This is a genomic window from Stenotrophomonas sp. G4, assembly GCF_003428825.1.
Classification (GTDB): domain Bacteria; phylum Pseudomonadota; class Gammaproteobacteria; order Xanthomonadales; family Xanthomonadaceae; genus Stenotrophomonas; species Stenotrophomonas indicatrix.
The window spans coordinates 1,365,264-1,380,483 of record NZ_CP031741.1 but is presented as its reverse complement, the minus strand read 5'-3'; the positions used below and the strand labels follow the sequence as shown (position 1 = coordinate 1,380,483).

Genomic DNA, 15,220 nt, shown 5'->3' with positions numbered 1-15,220 from the left:
TGCCAGCCACAAATATGGTTTGAGGCTGGACATGCTGCTACGCCCTTCCCTGCTTCCCGCCCTGGCCGTTTTCGCGGTCGCTGCGCGCCATCAGAACTTCGCCCAGGCCGCGCAGGAACTGCATCTGACCGCCAGCGCGGTCAGCCACCATGTGCGACGCCTGGAAGAGGTGCTGGCCACGCGCCTGTTCCTGCGCCATGCACGCGGGGTACGCCTGACCGCCGAAGGCCGGCAGTTGGCCGATGCCGCCAGCGCGGCGTTCACCGATGTCGCCGCCGTCGCCCACCATCTGCAGCCGGACGCGGACAGCGTGCCGCTGCGGATCGCGACGCTGCGCTCGCTGTCGTACTGCTGGCTGCTGCCACGGCTACCGCGTTTCACCCAGGCCCATCCACACATCCGCATCGAGCTGCACACCGGCAGTGGCCTGGACCGTTACGATGAGAACGGCCCGGAGGTCGGCATCCGCTACGGACTGGGCCAATGGCCCGGACTGCACGCGCAGCACCTGATGGACGACAACCTGTTTCCCGTCGCGTCCCCCGCGCTGCCGGGAGTCGAAGCGCTGCAGGACCCGGCACGCATCGCCGAACTGCCGCTGCTGAGCGATCTGTCACCACAGGGCTGGCGCGATTGGTTCCGCCATGCCGGCGTGCGTCCGCCGTCACCGCTGCCGGCAATGCACACTTTTGCCGACAGTACCGATGCGATGCGCGCGGCGGTGTACGGCATGGGCGCGGTGCTGGCGCGCACCCACGTCGCCCAGCCGTACCTGCAGCGCTATGAGCTGGTACGCCTGCCCGGCCCTGCACTGAAGGCACGCTATGCCTATTACGTGGTGCATGCCGAAGGGCGACCGCCAAGCCCCGCCGCACGGCTGTTCATCGACTGGCTGCTGGGCCAGGCAGCGGATGAGCGCACGCCGGTGCCGGCGTTGCCGGACAGTCTGCTGGGCCGCCCCACCACACCCGGCTGACTGCGCCCTCACCCGATCTTTGCCCAGCGCTGGCTAGGCTGCAGGCGAACCCCACAACGTGCTTCCGCCATGGCCCTGCTGCGACTGCGAATTACCGGAACCGAAGATGATGCCCGCGCGATCAGCGACCTGCTGCTCGGCCTGGAAGGCATCGAACACGTCGAAGAGACCGACGACCTGATGCCGCACATGGACGACGATGATTCCAGTTCGGCTGGTCTTTCCGACGACATCGGCCCGGGCACCCACGAACTGGAAGTGGAAGTGGGCAACGAGAGCACTGCGCAGAAGGTGCGCGATGCGGTGCAGGAACTGGCACTGGAACTGGACGTGTTCGTCGAATACGAGACCGACGAAGGCTGAGCGTCCGCCGGGCATGGCCCGGCGCTACCCGATGCTCGAGGCACCACGGTAACGCCGGCCATGCGCCGTCTGTTCCGGTAGCGCCGGGCCATGCCCGGCGAATACGCGGCGCGGTTCGATCAGGGCTTGCGGCGTCGGCGACGCCACCACGCCCGCACACCCCAGGCCGCGATCAAAGCCAGCACCGCTACCGGCAACAACGCGGCGGCGGCACGGATCAAAAATGCCACGCTGGTGCTGAGGATGCTGCCCGACTCGCTCAACGCTTCGCCGATTTCGCTGCGGCTGCGTTGCCCCGACGTGGTGTCGAAATGCATCGTCACCAGCTGGGTATCGATGCGCCTGCGCTGCTGGGCGGCATCCTTGGTGGCCTGCTCCACACCCGCTTCGATCTCCGACAGGCGCGTGGTGATCGCCATCAGATCCTCGATCTTCAGATCGCCGCGGTCCTGGTAGGACAGCAGCCGCGCGTGCTCCTTCTCCAGCCGTGCCTTGGTCAGCGCGGTGTCGGCCACCTGCTGGGCCAAGTCCTCGGCACGCGTGTTGCGTGCCTGCAGCGTGCCCCCCTCGCCGGCCAGGCCGATCAGCGATTCCACGCCCTTCGGCGCAATGCGTACCTTGACTTCGCCACTGGGCTGTTCGCCACTGCGCTGATCCACCTGCAGCACCGCGCACTCACCGAACTTCGCGTTCTGGCACGCCTGTGCGACCTGCTGGATGCGCGGGGCGATCTGCGCTGCTTCCAACTGCACCTGCACATCGTGCTCGTAGGCCAGGAAAGCGCCTTCCGGCGAAGCGACAGCGGCATCGGCATCGGCAGCGACTGCGCCGGCCTCCTGCGCTCGCTCACCGTTCTTGGCACAGGCCGCCAGCGCCAGCAGCAATGCCGGCACGATAACCACGCGCGTCCACACGCGAGGCGCCGTCATCGCGAGGCTCCGTCGAACGAGGTGATCGACAATCCACCCAGCTCCACCTGTGACAGGCAGCGCACGTTGATCGCCACCATCGGCAGGCCGCTGCGCGGATCCACCGCCTCGCTGTACGGCGCGGTGCCGCACTCGCGGCAGTGATGGTGATCGATGTTATGGGTGTTGAACTGGTAGGTCGCCACGTCGGCGATATCCGTGCCCAGCTGGAACGCCTCGCGCGGGGCGAACCAGAGCAGGCTGCCGCGGCGGCGGCACATCGAGCAGTTGCAGTCGATGACGTCCTTGATGGGGGCGTCGGCCTGCACGGTGAATGCGATCCTGCCGCAATGGCAGCTTCCCTGGTATTCCATGTCCCGCGCTCCGCTGGAGAGTCCTTGTAGGCGCCCATGGTAATCCTATGGCACGGGGACAAAGCAGCCCCGGGGGCCTATGCTCGAGGATTGACCCCGTACAGGAATGCCGATGCGCCCGCATCTTCTTGCCCTCGCCCTCGTCGCCGCCCTCGCCGGTTGCCAGCCGGCCGATGCCCCGACCAACGGTTCCACCCCGGCCGCCAGCCAGCAGGCCGGTGATGCGGCGGTCGACGCCGCCTTCGCCGACCTGTCCAAGCGTGCCCTGGATACCTGGATGCAGCTGTCCCCGGTCAGCGCCACCCAGATCGGCGACCACCGCTATGACAGCGAGATCGACGACCTGAGCGCGGCTGGCCAGCAGAAGACCGTGGACGCCTACAAGGGCGTGCTGGGCGAGCTGGACAAGATCGAGGTGGCCAAGCTGGGCCGCGAAAACCAGGTGGACGCAGCGATCCTGCGCAACCAGCTGCAGTCGGAAATCTGGAATGCCGAGGTCATGCAGTCCGGCAAGTGGGACCCGCAGCTGTACAACGGCGTTGCCGGCAGCGCGATCTACGGCCTGATGGCGCGCGAGTTCGCGCCGCTGCCCGAGCGCCTGAAGGCGGCCACCGCGCGCATGGAGAAACTGCCGGCGATCTTCGCCCAGGCCCGCGAAAACCTGGATCCGGCACGCGTGCCGAAGATCCATGCCGAGACCGTGGCCAAGCAGAACAAGGGTATCCTCAGCATCGTCGATACCTTCATCACCCCGCACATCGGCGAGCTGCCGCAGGCCGACCAGCAGCGCCTGCAGGCCGCCATCGACGGCCTGAAGAAGGCCGTGGACGAACAGCAGACCTGGCTGGACAAGACCCTGGTGCCGAACGCCAAGGGCGACTTCCGCATCGGTGCGGAAAAGTACGACCAGAAGCTGAAGTTCGCGCTGAATTCCTCACTGTCGCGGCAGGAGATCGGTGAGCGTGCACGCGCCGAACTCAAGCGCGTGCGCGAGGAAATGTACGGCATCGCGCAGACCGTGCTGAAGGACAAGCCGGGCGCACCGGAAATGCCGGCGCAGCCGAGCGACGAACAGCAGCAGAAGGCGATCGAGGCCGCGCTGGAGCTGGCCTACGCTGACAAGCCGGCGCGCGACAAGGTGGTCGACGACGCCAAGGCCGCACTGGAACAGTCCACTGCGTTCGTCCGCGAGCACGACCTGATGACCCTGCCCGACGCGCCGGTGGACATCATCCTGATGCCGGAATTCCAGCGTGGCGTGGCCGTGGCCTATTGCGATTCGCCGGGCCCGCTGGACAAGAACCTGAAGACCTTCTACGCGGTTTCGCCGATTCCGGACGACTGGAACGACAAGCAGGTTGATTCGTTCCTGCGCGAATACAACTCGCGCATGATCCACCTGCTGAGCATCCACGAGGGCACCCCGGGCCACTATCTGGAAGGCTGGCATTCGGCCAAGTTCCCATCCACCCTGCGCGCGGTGCTGCGCTCGGGCCTGTTCGCCGAAGGCTGGGCGGTCTACACCGAGCGCATGATGCAGGAGCAGGGGTACCTCAACAACGACCCGCTGTTCCACCTGGTGCAGCTGAAGTTCTACCTGCGCACGATTTCCAACGCGATCCTCGACCAAGGTGTGCACGTGGACAACTGGGATCGCGAGAAGGCGATGCACCTGATGACCCACGACGCCTTCCAGCAGGAAAGCGAAGCCTCGGGCAAGTGGGTGCGTGCGCAGCTCACCTCGGCTCAGCTGCCGACCTACTTCGTCGGTGCGCAGGAACACTTCGACACCCGTAAGGCGATGCAGGACAAGCTGGGTGACAAGTTCAACCTGAAGGCCTACCACGACCAGATGCTGTCCTACGGCGCACCGCCGGTGCGCTTCGCACGCCAGCTGATGCTGGACCAGCCGATCGAGTGAGGGATCGGGTGTGAGTTGAATGAAAACGGCCCGGGGAGACCCGGGCCGTTTCTTTATCCGTGTGGCACAGCATCCACGCATGGCGTGGATCTACTGTTGCGCATCCACCGTGCGGCGTTGGTCATTGCTCCGCCGCGACAAAACCACCGGTCTGCCGTGCCCACAAGCGCGCGTACAGTCCACCGGCCTCGATCAGCTCGGCATGGCTGCCGGTCTCGACGATCCGGCCCTGGTCCATCACCACCAGCCGGTCCATGCGCGCGATGGTCGACAGGCGATGGGCGATCGCGATCACCGTCTTGCCGCCCATCAGCTCGTCCAGGTTGTCCTGGATGGCCGCTTCCACTTCCGAGTCCAGTGCCGAGGTCGCCTCGTCCAGCACCAGGATCGGGGCGTCCTTCAGCAGCACACGGGCAATGGCGATGCGCTGGCGCTGGCCACCGGACAGCTTCACCCCGCGCTCGCCGACATGCGCGTCGTAGCCACGACGCCCTTCCCCGTCGACCAGCGTGTCGATGAAGGCCTCCGCGCGCGCCTTGGCCACGGCCGCGCGCAGCTGCGCGTCGGTCGCATCGGGACGGCCGTACAGCAGGTTGTCGCGGATCGAACGGTGCAGCAGCGAGGTGTCCTGAGTGACCACGCCGATCTGCTGGCGCAGGCTTTCCTGGGTGACGTAGGCGATGTCCTGATCATCGATCAGGATGCGACCGCTTTCCAGGTCATACAGCCGCAGCAGTACGTTCACCAGCGTCGACTTGCCGGCACCGGAGGGGCCGACCAGGCCGATCTTCTCGCCCGGCTTCACCACCAGGTCCAGGCCGGCGATCACGCCGCCCTTCTTGCCGTAATGGAAATGGACATCCTGGAAGTGCACACCGCCACGAGTCACCTGCAGCGGCACCGCATCCTCGCGGTCCTGCACAGTCAGCGGCTGGGCGATGGTGGTGATGCCATCCTGCACGGTACCGATGTCTTCGAAGATGCCGTTGATGGTCCACATGATCCAGCCGGACATGTTGTGGATGCGGATCACCAGGCCGGTTGCCAGGGTGATCGCGCCGACGGTGATGTGCCCGCCGTTCCACAGCCACAGTGCCAGGCCACAGGTGCCGGCGATGAGGAAACCATTGACGATGGCGATGGTCAGGTCCATGCCGGTGGTGATCCGGGTCTGCGCGCGGTGCTTGACCGCCAGCTCCTGGATCGAATCGGCGACATAGGCCTGCTCGCGGCCGCCGTGGGCGAACAGCTTCAGCGTGGGAATGTTGGTGTAGCCATCGACGATGCGTCCCATCGCCTTGGAGCGCGCCTCCGAGGCGATCCAGGCCCGCTCCTTCGCGCGCGGCACGAAGTAGATCATGATCACCATGTAGGCCAGCAGCCACAGGATCAGCGGCACCATCAACCGCCAGTCGGCCTGCGCGAACAGGTACAGCGCGGTGCCGGTATAGACCACGATGTACCACAGCGAATCGACCATCTGCACCGCCGACTCGCGCAGCGAGGTGCCGGTTTGCATCACCCGGTTGGCCATGCTGCCGGCGAAGTCGTTCTGGAAGAAGCTCAGGCTCTGCCGCACCACGTAGTTGTGCATCAGCCAGCGCGATCGATTGCTCAGCCCCGGCACGATGGCCTGGTTGACCAGCAGGTTGTGCAGGCCGACCAGGATCGGGCGCGCGATGACAGTGATGAACAGCATCCAGCCGAGCGTATCGGCATGGCGCCGGAAGAAGTCCGCGCCGGGCTGCTCGGCAACCATGTCGACGATGCGACCGAGGAAATCGAACATCGCCACTTCCACCAGCGCCAGCAGCAGGCCGGCGACCAGGGTGGCCAGCAGCACCGGCCACACCGGACGCAGGTAGTGCAGGTAGAACGGCACCACGGTGCGCGGCGGCATGCGCCCGTCAATGGGCGGAAACACCGGAATCAGGGATTCAAACCAACGGAACATCGCATTCCCTCGCCATCGATAGCCGACGGAGTATCCCACGCCGCGTGTGTACGCCGGCCGACGATCACCACCCGTTCCGGGCCGCGCCGGGCCATGCCCGGCGGATCGCCTGCAACCGCGCTACGCGCTCGCCGGCCGTGGTCCGGCGCTACCCGTCCGCTCGGCCAAACGGTAGCGCCGCGCCCGGCAGCGTCATTTCACCGGCGTGAACAACAGATCCTGGAAATCGAAGCTGAAATCGGTCAGGTCGGAGATCGGCTGCATGCGTACCTCGCGCACTTTTCCATCCGGGTCCAGGCTGAAATTGACGAACGCATCGGCATTGAGCGAGCGGTCGTCCCAGCGCACGATGAAGGTGTCGTGCTGCCAGTGCTCCAGGCGGCCGCTCAGCTGCGCGGTCTTTGCAAAGCGCAGGCGCAGGCCCTTGCCTTCCGCCGTCACCACCATGTCGCCATACCAGCGGTCGCGGTAGGTGGCCGCATACCCGGCCAGCGGCAACGACGGCCTGCTGCCCTTGTCACGCTCGGCCTGGTGCTTGGCCCACGCTTGGTCGGCCTTGTCCTGGCCCTTGGCCACGCCCTTGGCATAGGCATCCACCCAGTCGTGCTTTTCACCGCCAAGGTAGGCATCGAGCACGCTCAGCGTGATCGCATTGAAGGCCGCACCCACTTCCTGGTTGGTCAGCACCACCACGCCCAGCTTCTCGCCCGGCACCAGGGTCAGCCGCGAAACCATGCCCGGCCAGCCGCCGGTGTGCCAGACCAGCTTCTGCCCGCGATAGTCGCTCAGGCTCCAGCCCTCGCCATAGCCGGCGAAGTTGGCCCGCGCCGGCGCCAGCTCCGGCACGCTCGGCGCCGGGATCGTCTGCGGCGTGATCATCTGCCACATCTGCTGCTGGCTCTTGGCGGTGAACAGCGCAGTGCCATCGGCCAGCTTGCCTTCGGCCAGCTGCACCTGCATCCAGCGCGCCATGTCGTGGGCACTGGAATAGATGCCACCGGCACCGGCATTGTTCGACCAGGTCAACGGTGCAACGGTGCGCAGGTCCTTGAAATCGTACTTGGCGTGGCCGACCGCAGCCTTGTCGCCGGCCTTGAGGTGATCGGCGTTGTAGCGCGTGCCGGCCATGCCGACCTTGTCGAAGATGCGTGTCTGCAGGAACTGCTGGTAGCTCATTCCCGAAACGTGCTCGATCACCTGCTGGGCGACCGCATACAGGATGTTGTCGTAGGCATAGCGCTCGCGGAAACCACCCTTCAGCGGCACCTGGCCGAGGCGCTGCACGACTTCGGCATTGCTGTAGGAGGTGGTCGGCCAGAACAGCAGGTCGCCTGCGCCCAGGCTCAGGCCACTGCGGTGGGAAAGCAGGTCGCGGATCGTCATCTGCCCGGTCACGAACGGATCGGACATGCGGAACGATGGCAGGTGGTCGATCACCTTGTCGTCCATCTTCAGCTTGCCGTCCTCGGCCAGCAGATTCAGCGAGGTGGCGGTGAAGGCCTTGGTGTTGGAGGCGATGGCGAACAGGGTATCGGCCTCGACCGGCGCCGGCTTGCCCAGCTCACGCACGCCCCAGCCGCGTTCCAGCACCACCTGCCCGTCCTTGACCACGGCCACGGCGATACCGGGCACGTCGAACTGCGCGCGCACGCGCTCCACGGTCGCATCCAGGTCCTGCAGCTGCTGCGGGGTCGCCGCATTGGCCATGGTCGTGCACGCAAGCAGCACGGCTCCTCCGATCCAGGTTTTCATCCAGCACCATCTCCGAACAGGGGTAGCGGCCATGTGCAGGCCGTCACCGGGGTTTCGCGCGATGGTAACGGCCCCGGGTGCAGCCTGCCCTGTGCCATAGGAGGGGTGTCATGGGTGCGAACGGCCAGAGCAGCAACGGCTCCACCATCATTCCGTGCCTGCGTTACCGCGATGCGCTGGCGGCCATCGACTGGCTGCAGCGCGCGTTCGGTTTCCACTCGCAGGCCGTGCATGCCGACGGCGATACGGTGCATCACGCGCAGCTGGTATTCGGCCAGGGCATGATCATGCTCGGATCTGCCAGCAACAGCGGCGAATGGGCCAAGCTGGCGGTGATGCCCGATGAAGTCGGCGGCCGGCAGACCCAGAGTGCCTGCGTGATCGTCACCGATGTCGACGCCCACTATGCCCGGGCCAAGGCTGCCGGTGCGCGCATCGTCATCGACATTGCCGACCAGGCCTACGGTGGACGTGGCTATGCCTGCGCCGACCCGGAAGGCTACCTGTGGTGGTTCGGCAGTTACGATCCGTGGCGGGCGGAACACACGCAATGACGGCACGGCAAGCGTCTGCGGCGCCGGTGCGCTGCGGTATCGGCGGCTGGGTGTTCCCGCAATGGCGTGGGGGCGCCTTCTATCCGCCCGGCCTGATCCAGCGCGAAGAACTGGCCTATGCCAGTCGTGCGTTGCGCTGCATCGAGATCAACGGCACCTTCTACCGCACCCCGACAGCCGCCCAGTGCGCGCAGTGGGCAGCGCAGACGCCGGAAGGCTTCCGGTTCTCGATGAAGGCCCCGCGTCATCTGGTGCAGCGTCGCAACCTGTCGTCCACGATCGAGGCGGCCAGCGCGTTCCTGCAGGCGGCCGTCGCGCTGGGCGACCGGCTGGGCCCGTTGCTCTGGCAGTTCGACCCGCAGCACCCGGCCGATGCCGCAGCGCTGGATGCCTTCATGGCAGAGCTGCCCAGGCAGCTGGATGGAACGGGGTTGCAGCATGCGCTGGAGGTGCGCAACGCCAGCGTCCATGGGCCGGAACTGGTGGAAGCGGCGCGCCGGCATGGCGTGGCCTTGGTGATCGAAGACAGCGACGAAGCACCGCTGCACGGCGATGTCACCGCCGGCTTCGTCTATGCACGGATCAAGCGCAGCCAGGCCCGACTGGCCGAAGGTCTTCCGCAGCCGATGCAGCAGCGCTGGGCCGATCGCGCGCGGCGCTGGGCCCGGGGTGAGGTGGTGGACGACCTGCCCTGCCTGGCCGCACCGGCTCCTGCCGCACGGCGCGAGGTCTACCTGTTGTGCATCGGTGCCGGCAAGGCGCGCAATCCGGCGGCGGCGATGGCACTGCAGCGGCGCATCGACGGCGACTGAATGCCTGCAGGTGGGCGTTGCGTGCGGCCTTGCCGCACAATACGCCGATGAGCACACCCGACACCCGCAAAGCGCTTTGGCAGATCCACTTCTGTGTCCTGCTGTGGGGCGTCACCGCCATCCTCGGCAAGTTGATCACCCTGCCGGCGCTGCCGCTGGTGTGGTGGCGGATGCTGCTGGTGGTGGCGATGCTGGCGTTGCTGCCGCGGGTCTGGCGCGGGTTGCGCACGTTGCCGCTGCGGCTGGTCGCCGGCTATGCCGGTATCGGCGCGCTGGTGGCCCTGCATTGGCTGACCTTCTACGGCGCGGTGAAGCTGGCCAATGCCTCGGTTGCCGCCACCTGCATCGCCCTGGCACCGGTGTTCACCTCGATCATCGAGCCCTGGGTGGCCAAGCGTCCCTTCCAGCTGCGTGAACTGGCCTTCGGCCTGGCGGTGCTGCCCGGTGTGGCGCTGGTGGTGGGCGGCGTGCCCGACGGCATGCGCATGGGCGTGCTGATCGGCGCGCTCTCGGCCCTGCTGGTGGCGGTGTTCGGCTCGCTCAACAAGCGCATGGTCAGCCATGCCGATCCGCTGACGGTCACCGCACTGGAACTTGGCGCGGGCACGCTCACCCTGACCCTGCTGGCACCGTTGATGCCGTACCTGCTGCCGGCGCTGGCCAGCCCGTTGTGGATCGTTCCCGACCTGCACGACGGCATCCTGCTGCTGGTACTGGCCGGCGCCTGCACGCTGCTGCCGTTCGCCCTGGCCCTGGTCGCGCTGCGCCATCTCAGCGCCTACACCGTGCAACTGGTCACCAACCTGGAACCGGTCTACGCCGTGTTGCTGGCCGTGGTGCTGCTGCGCGAGCAGCATGAAGTCACCCCGTGGTTCTATCTGGGCGTGGCGATCATCGTCGGTGCCGTGTTCCTGCATCCGCTGCTCAACCGCCGCAAGCGCGTGCAGCATCCGGAAATCCTCGGAACATCCGAAGCGCGCAACATCGCCGATTGAGCGCGTCCGCGCATTGCGTGGATCTTCCCGGCACCCGTCTCAGCGCTGCGGCCAATGCCAGGCCGGTGCATCCAGCAGGCGCAGCGCGCGGTACAGGCTGGATTTGCCACTGCCGTTGTCGCCGGTGACCACGTTGAGCCGCTGCATCGGCAGCACCAGCCCATGCAGTGATCGGTAATGGGCGATGGCCAGGGTCTGCAGCATGGTCGACGTCCTTGCGGTGAGACGTTGAGGGTGCAGTACGGCTATCGCAATGGCTGCGACAGCACGGCAGGGCCTGGGCCATCCACGCATGGCGTGGATCTACTGAAGCCGCGCCGGCGGTCAGGGCGCCACTTCCACCCGGTTGCGGCCGGCGCCCTTGGCTCGGTACAGCGCGGCATCGGCACGGGCAAGGGTCTGGTCAGACGTTTCACCGGGCTGGTGCTGCGCCACACCGATGCTGATGGTGACCGGGAAGCCCAGCGGCAGGTTGGACACGGCCACCCGCAGGAACTCGCATTGCAGTTCGGCAGTGCGCAGGTCCGCATCCGGCATCAGTGCCACGAATTCCTCGCCGCCATAGCGCGCGGCCAGGCCACCGCCGGCGAAGTGCGAGCGCAGCAGTGCCCCCAGTTCGGCCAGCACCCGGTCGCCGGTCGCGTGGCCCTGGAAATCATTGATGTGCTTGAAATGGTCGATGTCCAGCAGGGCCACGCAGGTCGGCCGGTGGTTGCCGTCGGCGGTCACCATCGCCTCCTCCAGCGCCAGTGCCATCGCACGCCGGTTGGGCAGCCCGGTCAAGGCGTCGGTACGGCTCTGTTCGGCCAGGTCGGCATTCTGGGCCAGCAGCACATCGTGGTACTCCGACAACAGGCGTTCGTAATCGGCGCGCTCAAGCATGTGCCGCTGGATATCCAGGGCGAAACGGCGCAGCTCCATCACCACCATCACCTGCCGCGACAGCGCGGCCAGCGCTTCGGCCTTGTCAGTGGCCAGCTGCTGTGGCCGCGCGTCGAACACGCAGAGGGTTCCCAGCGGCAGACCATCGCTGCTGACCAGTGGCGCGCCAGCGTAGAAGCGTACATGGGGATCCCCCACCACCACCGGGTTGTCATGGAAGCGCACATCCTGCAGCGCGTCTTCCACCACCATGATTTCCTGCGGCCGCAGGATCGCATGGCCGCACATCGACTCGCTGCGCAGGTTCTCGGCCGCATCGATGCCCTGTATGGACTTGAACCACTGGCGCTCGACGTCGATCAGGGTCACGGCCGCCATGGTCGTGCCACACACCGCCTTGGCGATGGCCACCAGGTCATCGAACGAGCGTTCGCGCTCGGAATCGAGGATCCGGTAGCGGTACAGCGCCTCCAGGCGCAGCGCTTCGTTGGCGGGCTTGTCGGGCTTGATCATGCAGCGTCACGTTCCGGCAGGTCGCCGCAAAGTCTAGCGGATGTAGCCGCGCAGTCTGCACACACCGGTAGTGCCGGCCGTTGGTCGGCTCCCTGATGTTCATTGCCAGCACCGTGCAGTTGCCGGCCGGCGGCCGGCACTACCACCCGTTGCTTACCAGTCCTGCTGCTGCGGCAACAGGCCGTGAAGCTCCTGCTCGGTCAGGTTGCGCCACTGGCCCGGCTTCAGTGCACCGATCTTGATGTTGTCGATGCGCACGCGGCGCAGCTGGGTCACGCGGTAGCCGAACTCGGCCGACATCAGGCGGATCTGCCGGTTCAGGCCCTGCTGCAGGATGATGCGGAAACCGAACTTGGCGATCCGCGAGGTCCTGCACGGCAGCGTCATCTGGTCATGGATGCGCACGCCACGGGCCATCGCGCGCAGGAACTCGTCGGTGACCGGCTTGTTCACCGCCACCAGGTATTCTTTCTGGTGGCCGTTCTCGGCACGCAGGATCTGGTTGACGATGTCGCCGTTGCTGGTCATCAGGATCAGGCCTTCGGATTCCTTGTCCAGGCGGCCGATCGGGAAGATGCGCTGTTCGTGGCCGACGAAGTCGACGATGTTGCCCTTCACCGTGCTTTCTGTGGTGCAGGTCACGCCCACCGGCTTGTTCAGCGCGATGTACACGTGGCGGCGGGCGCCCGGCTTGCGGGCAGTGCGCACGCGCAACGGCTGGCCGTCGACCAGCACCTTGTCGTCCTCACCGACCACCGCGCCGGTGCCGGCGGCATGGCCATTGACGGTGACCCGGCGGGCGGCGATCAGGCGATCGGCCTCGCGTCGGGAGCAGAAGCCGGTGTCGGCGATGTATTTGTTGAGTCGGCTGGTCATCGCCCCATTATCCGGCATCACCGCCCTTCCCGCCTCATGCCGTGGTCAACGGCGCTTCGGTTTCTCCATCGAACACCCGGTTGCGGCCACTGCGCTTGGCCACGTACATGGCGTGGTCGGCGCGCCGCAGCAGTGCGGCCAGATCATCATCCGCCGGCCGCCACTGCGCCATTCCAATGCTCGCGGTCACCTCCAGACCGGGCACCTGCAGGTCCCGGCAGGCCTCGGTGATGCGCTGGCGCAGGCGTTCCAGGCGGGTGGCCGCAACCTCACGCGGCATGCCCGGCAACAGCAGCAGGAACTCCTCGCCGCCCATCCGCACCACCTGGTCCTCGCTGCGGACAGCGGCGCGAAGCGCGCGGGCCACGGCCATCAGCACCTGGTCGCCGATCTCATGCCCATGGCGATCATTGATGTCCTTGAACAGATCGATATCGAGGAAGCCGATCACCAGCGGCCCCCTCTCACGGTCGCCGCCCTGCAGATGCTGGGCCAGCTGCTGCAGGCCGGCGCGGCGGTTGGGCAGGCCGGTCAGCATGTCGGTCTCGGCGAGCTGGCGCATTTCGTCGCGCTGCTGGCGCAGCCGGCCCAGGCGCAGGTTGAGCGCGTAGGCCGCCATCATCAGCAGCCAGGTGACTGCAAGCTGCAGGGCTTCCACCCGGTACGCCATCAACCAGTGCGCACTGGCGGCGTCGGCCACGATCAGCACCAGCATCGGCACCAGTGCGGCCAATCCGGCCAGCGACCAGACATCGCCGCGCAACCGGGCCCAGATGCCCATCGCCAACGACAGCGCACAGCCGATGACGAACGTCCCCTGCAGGACCTGTGCGACCACGCCCAGGCCATCGCGCTGCAACCACGGCACCAGGGCCGCCAACGCCAGCAGGGACCACAACACCAGCTGCTGGCCCACGCGCGAACGTGGCAGCATGCGGTCGCCGCCGTTCAGGCGCCACAGCGCCGGCAGCACCAGTGCCTGGGTGGCCGCAGTCAGCGCCAGCAGCCACCCGTCACCGCGCCCGCCGACGCGCAACCAGGGTTCGGGATAGCCGCTGAGACCGCCAAGGATCGACTGCCACAGCACCAGCACCAGGGTGGCGCCGATGTAGATCAGGAAACTGCGGTCACGGGTGGTCAGGTAGGCCATCAGCGCCGACAGCGCCAACGCGATTGCCACGGCAATGCATGCGGCGCGCACCAGCAGCCTGGCGGTGTCGTTCTGCTGCACCGGGCTGGGCGCACCCAGCTGCAATGTCGGAACCCAGCGCGCCTTCAGCGGCGTCTGCCAGGAGACCAGAAAGGGTTCGTGGCTGCCGGCAGCGGGAACCGCCACCATGCCGATGCCCGCACGGAAGCGCGAATCGCGGGTGCGCGCATCCTGCATGTTGCCGCAGATCTCACGATCACCGTGCTGCAGCCGCACTTCGCCGGCAAAGATGTTGAAGACATCCAGCGCCTGCGGCTGCCCGGACCAGCCTTCCGGCGGTGCATCCACCCGTGTCTGCTGGCGCGGCCCGGCCAGCATCTCCGGCGTGCACGCGCGATGGGGCGTAGGCTCGGCTGTCGCGGTGCCGACCAGAAGGTAATCGCGGCCAGCGTCGACGCTGCGCGCATGGCCCAACCACGGCAACGCCAACCACACCAGCAGCAGGACAAGCACCGCCCCTGTTTCCAAACCCACCTGCCTGCCGCCCACGCCACGTCCTGTTCCTGCTTACGTCCGCGCCCACTGCGCGTCGCCCCTGGCGGCATTATCGCAGCGGAATGCACCACCGATGTGTAGACCAAAGTGGCGGGGGTATTGGCCGGGCTGCCGCCCGGCACCCGCTGTAGCGCCGGCCGCTGGCCGGCAACCTCAACAGCAACAGCAGCAGCGGGCTACCGAGCTGGGCGGGGAGGTATGGGCAGGCAGGACACGCCGTAAACCCATCCATGGAGCTCGATGGCGCCTTGCTCGTGTGCGCCGTCCTGCGCACACGGCAAGACCGGGGTTGGGCGTCCTGCCCAACCCGCCCGAGGGCATGCCTCGGGCCCATGGCGCCAACGGTCCTGCCTGCCCATACCGCCCCACCCCTGACAGTGTCCCGCCATCTGGTAGATCCACGCCGTGCGTGGATGGATGTTCATACCGTTTCGAAATCAATGAATGGATTGGATGTCATCCACGCATGGCGTGGATCTACGTGTCGACCAAGGTCGACACCCACCAACAGCAGCCGGAATCTGTCGAAGGCGGGGTGGGTCCGGTTGCGGGGCGTGAGCGCCATGGATGGCGCGACCGAGCCTACAGGGACGTACTTGCGGCGTCCCCCGCAACCGGACCCACCCCGCCATCCC

13 protein-coding genes and 1 pseudogene are annotated in these 15,220 nt (G+C 66.8%); 6 read left to right on the top strand and 8 right to left on the bottom strand.

Annotated features, from left to right (window positions below):
- Nucleotides 1-31: 31 nt before the first annotated feature.
- Together D0Y85_RS06410 and D0Y85_RS06405 are read left to right on the top strand one after the other, a co-directional pair.
- Nucleotides 32-976 (top strand): LysR substrate-binding domain-containing protein, encoded by a 945-nt coding sequence (locus D0Y85_RS06410; RefSeq protein WP_117309888.1) that lies wholly within the window; start codon nt 32-34, stop codon nt 974-976.
- Between the two features lie 69 nt (nt 977-1,045).
- On the top strand, nt 1,046-1,339 hold the full coding sequence (locus D0Y85_RS06405) for a hypothetical protein (RefSeq protein ID WP_025877698.1): 294 nt from the start codon (nt 1,046-1,048) through the stop codon (nt 1,337-1,339).
- 119 nt (nt 1,340-1,458) lie between these two features.
- Here D0Y85_RS06405 and D0Y85_RS06400 read toward each other — a convergent pair whose 3' ends face one another.
- Together D0Y85_RS06400 and D0Y85_RS06395 are read right to left on the bottom strand one after the other, a co-directional pair.
- The gene (locus tag D0Y85_RS06400) at nt 1,459-2,268 is read right to left on the bottom strand and encodes a DUF4349 domain-containing protein (RefSeq protein WP_117309887.1); all 810 of its coding nucleotides are present in this window, start codon (nt 2,266-2,268) and stop codon (nt 1,459-1,461) included.
- The gene (locus tag D0Y85_RS06395) at nt 2,265-2,621 is read right to left on the bottom strand and encodes a GFA family protein (protein WP_117309886.1); all 357 of its coding nucleotides are present in this window, start codon (nt 2,619-2,621) and stop codon (nt 2,265-2,267) included. The genes D0Y85_RS06400 and D0Y85_RS06395 overlap by 4 nt, the downstream gene beginning before the upstream one ends.
- Nucleotides 2,622-2,733: 112 nt before the next feature.
- Between D0Y85_RS06395 and D0Y85_RS06390 the strand changes: the two genes are divergently transcribed.
- Nucleotides 2,734-4,542, top strand: coding sequence for a DUF885 domain-containing protein (locus D0Y85_RS06390; protein WP_117309885.1), 1,809 nt, complete (start codon nt 2,734-2,736; stop codon nt 4,540-4,542).
- Between the two features lie 121 nt (nt 4,543-4,663).
- Here D0Y85_RS06390 and smrA read toward each other — a convergent pair whose 3' ends face one another.
- Together smrA and D0Y85_RS06380 are read right to left on the bottom strand one after the other, a co-directional pair.
- Nucleotides 4,664-6,496, bottom strand: a complete 1,833-nt coding sequence (smrA, locus tag D0Y85_RS06385; protein WP_117309884.1) for a multidrug efflux ABC transporter SmrA — start codon at nt 6,494-6,496, stop codon at nt 4,664-4,666.
- Between the two features lie 192 nt (nt 6,497-6,688).
- Complete coding sequence (locus tag D0Y85_RS06380; RefSeq protein ID WP_117309883.1) at nt 6,689-8,248, bottom strand: serine hydrolase; 1,560 nt, start codon at nt 8,246-8,248, stop codon at nt 6,689-6,691.
- Nucleotides 8,249-8,358: 110 nt separating this feature from the next.
- Here D0Y85_RS06380 and D0Y85_RS06375 point away from each other — a divergent pair, with 110 nt between their 5' ends.
- The 3 genes from D0Y85_RS06375 to D0Y85_RS06365 are packed head-to-tail and all read left to right on the top strand — an operon-like array spanning nt 8,359 to nt 10,609.
- Complete coding sequence (locus D0Y85_RS06375; protein ID WP_117309882.1) at nt 8,359-8,802, top strand: VOC family protein; 444 nt, start codon at nt 8,359-8,361, stop codon at nt 8,800-8,802.
- Entirely contained in the window at nt 8,799-9,614 is an 816-nt protein-coding gene (locus tag D0Y85_RS06370; RefSeq protein WP_117309881.1) for a DUF72 domain-containing protein, read from the top strand. The genes D0Y85_RS06375 and D0Y85_RS06370 overlap by 4 nt, the downstream gene beginning before the upstream one ends.
- Before the next feature lie 47 nt (nt 9,615-9,661).
- Nucleotides 9,662-10,609, top strand: coding sequence for a DMT family transporter (locus tag D0Y85_RS06365; RefSeq protein WP_117311863.1), 948 nt, complete (start codon nt 9,662-9,664; stop codon nt 10,607-10,609).
- Nucleotides 10,610-10,681: 72 nt separating this feature from the next.
- Here D0Y85_RS06365 and D0Y85_RS06360 read toward each other — a convergent pair.
- From D0Y85_RS06360 to D0Y85_RS06345, 4 genes and pseudogenes are all read right to left on the bottom strand, one after another.
- Nucleotides 10,682-10,813: pseudogene (locus D0Y85_RS06360) on the bottom strand (AAA family ATPase); the annotation flags it as partial.
- Between the two features lie 120 nt (nt 10,814-10,933).
- Nucleotides 10,934-12,004, bottom strand: a complete 1,071-nt coding sequence (locus D0Y85_RS06355) for a sensor domain-containing diguanylate cyclase (RefSeq protein ID WP_117309880.1) — start codon at nt 12,002-12,004, stop codon at nt 10,934-10,936.
- A 153-nt stretch (nt 12,005-12,157) separates the two neighbouring features.
- On the bottom strand, nt 12,158-12,880 hold the full coding sequence (locus D0Y85_RS06350) for a pseudouridine synthase (RefSeq protein WP_117309879.1): 723 nt from the start codon (nt 12,878-12,880) through the stop codon (nt 12,158-12,160).
- 34 nt (nt 12,881-12,914) lie between these two features.
- Complete coding sequence (locus tag D0Y85_RS06345) at nt 12,915-14,579, bottom strand: GGDEF domain-containing protein (protein WP_117309878.1); 1,665 nt, start codon at nt 14,577-14,579, stop codon at nt 12,915-12,917.
- Nucleotides 14,580-15,220 lie beyond the last annotated feature (641 nt).

Excerpts from the sequence above, each read along its gene's own strand:
- D0Y85_RS06410 (WP_117309888.1), top strand. The coding sequence starts at position 32 with ATGCTGCTACGCCCTTCCCTGCTTCCCGCCCTGGCCGTTTTCGCGGTC.
- D0Y85_RS06405 (WP_025877698.1), top strand. The coding sequence starts at position 1,046 with ATGGCCCTGCTGCGACTGCGAATTACCGGAACCGAAGATGATGCCCGC.
- D0Y85_RS06400 (WP_117309887.1), bottom strand. The coding sequence starts at position 2,268 with ATGACGGCGCCTCGCGTGTGGACGCGCGTGGTTATCGTGCCGGCATTG.
- D0Y85_RS06395 (WP_117309886.1), bottom strand. The coding sequence starts at position 2,621 with ATGGAATACCAGGGAAGCTGCCATTGCGGCAGGATCGCATTCACCGTG.
- D0Y85_RS06390 (WP_117309885.1), top strand. The coding sequence starts at position 2,734 with ATGCGCCCGCATCTTCTTGCCCTCGCCCTCGTCGCCGCCCTCGCCGGT.
- smrA (WP_117309884.1), bottom strand. The coding sequence starts at position 6,496 with ATGTTCCGTTGGTTTGAATCCCTGATTCCGGTGTTTCCGCCCATTGAC.
- D0Y85_RS06380 (WP_117309883.1), bottom strand. The coding sequence starts at position 8,248 with ATGAAAACCTGGATCGGAGGAGCCGTGCTGCTTGCGTGCACGACCATG.
- D0Y85_RS06375 (WP_117309882.1), top strand. The coding sequence starts at position 8,359 with ATGGGTGCGAACGGCCAGAGCAGCAACGGCTCCACCATCATTCCGTGC.
- D0Y85_RS06370 (WP_117309881.1), top strand. The coding sequence starts at position 8,799 with ATGACGGCACGGCAAGCGTCTGCGGCGCCGGTGCGCTGCGGTATCGGC.
- D0Y85_RS06365 (WP_117311863.1), top strand. The coding sequence starts at position 9,662 with ATGAGCACACCCGACACCCGCAAAGCGCTTTGGCAGATCCACTTCTGT.
- D0Y85_RS06355 (WP_117309880.1), bottom strand. The coding sequence starts at position 12,004 with ATGATCAAGCCCGACAAGCCCGCCAACGAAGCGCTGCGCCTGGAGGCG.
- D0Y85_RS06350 (WP_117309879.1), bottom strand. The coding sequence starts at position 12,880 with ATGACCAGCCGACTCAACAAATACATCGCCGACACCGGCTTCTGCTCC.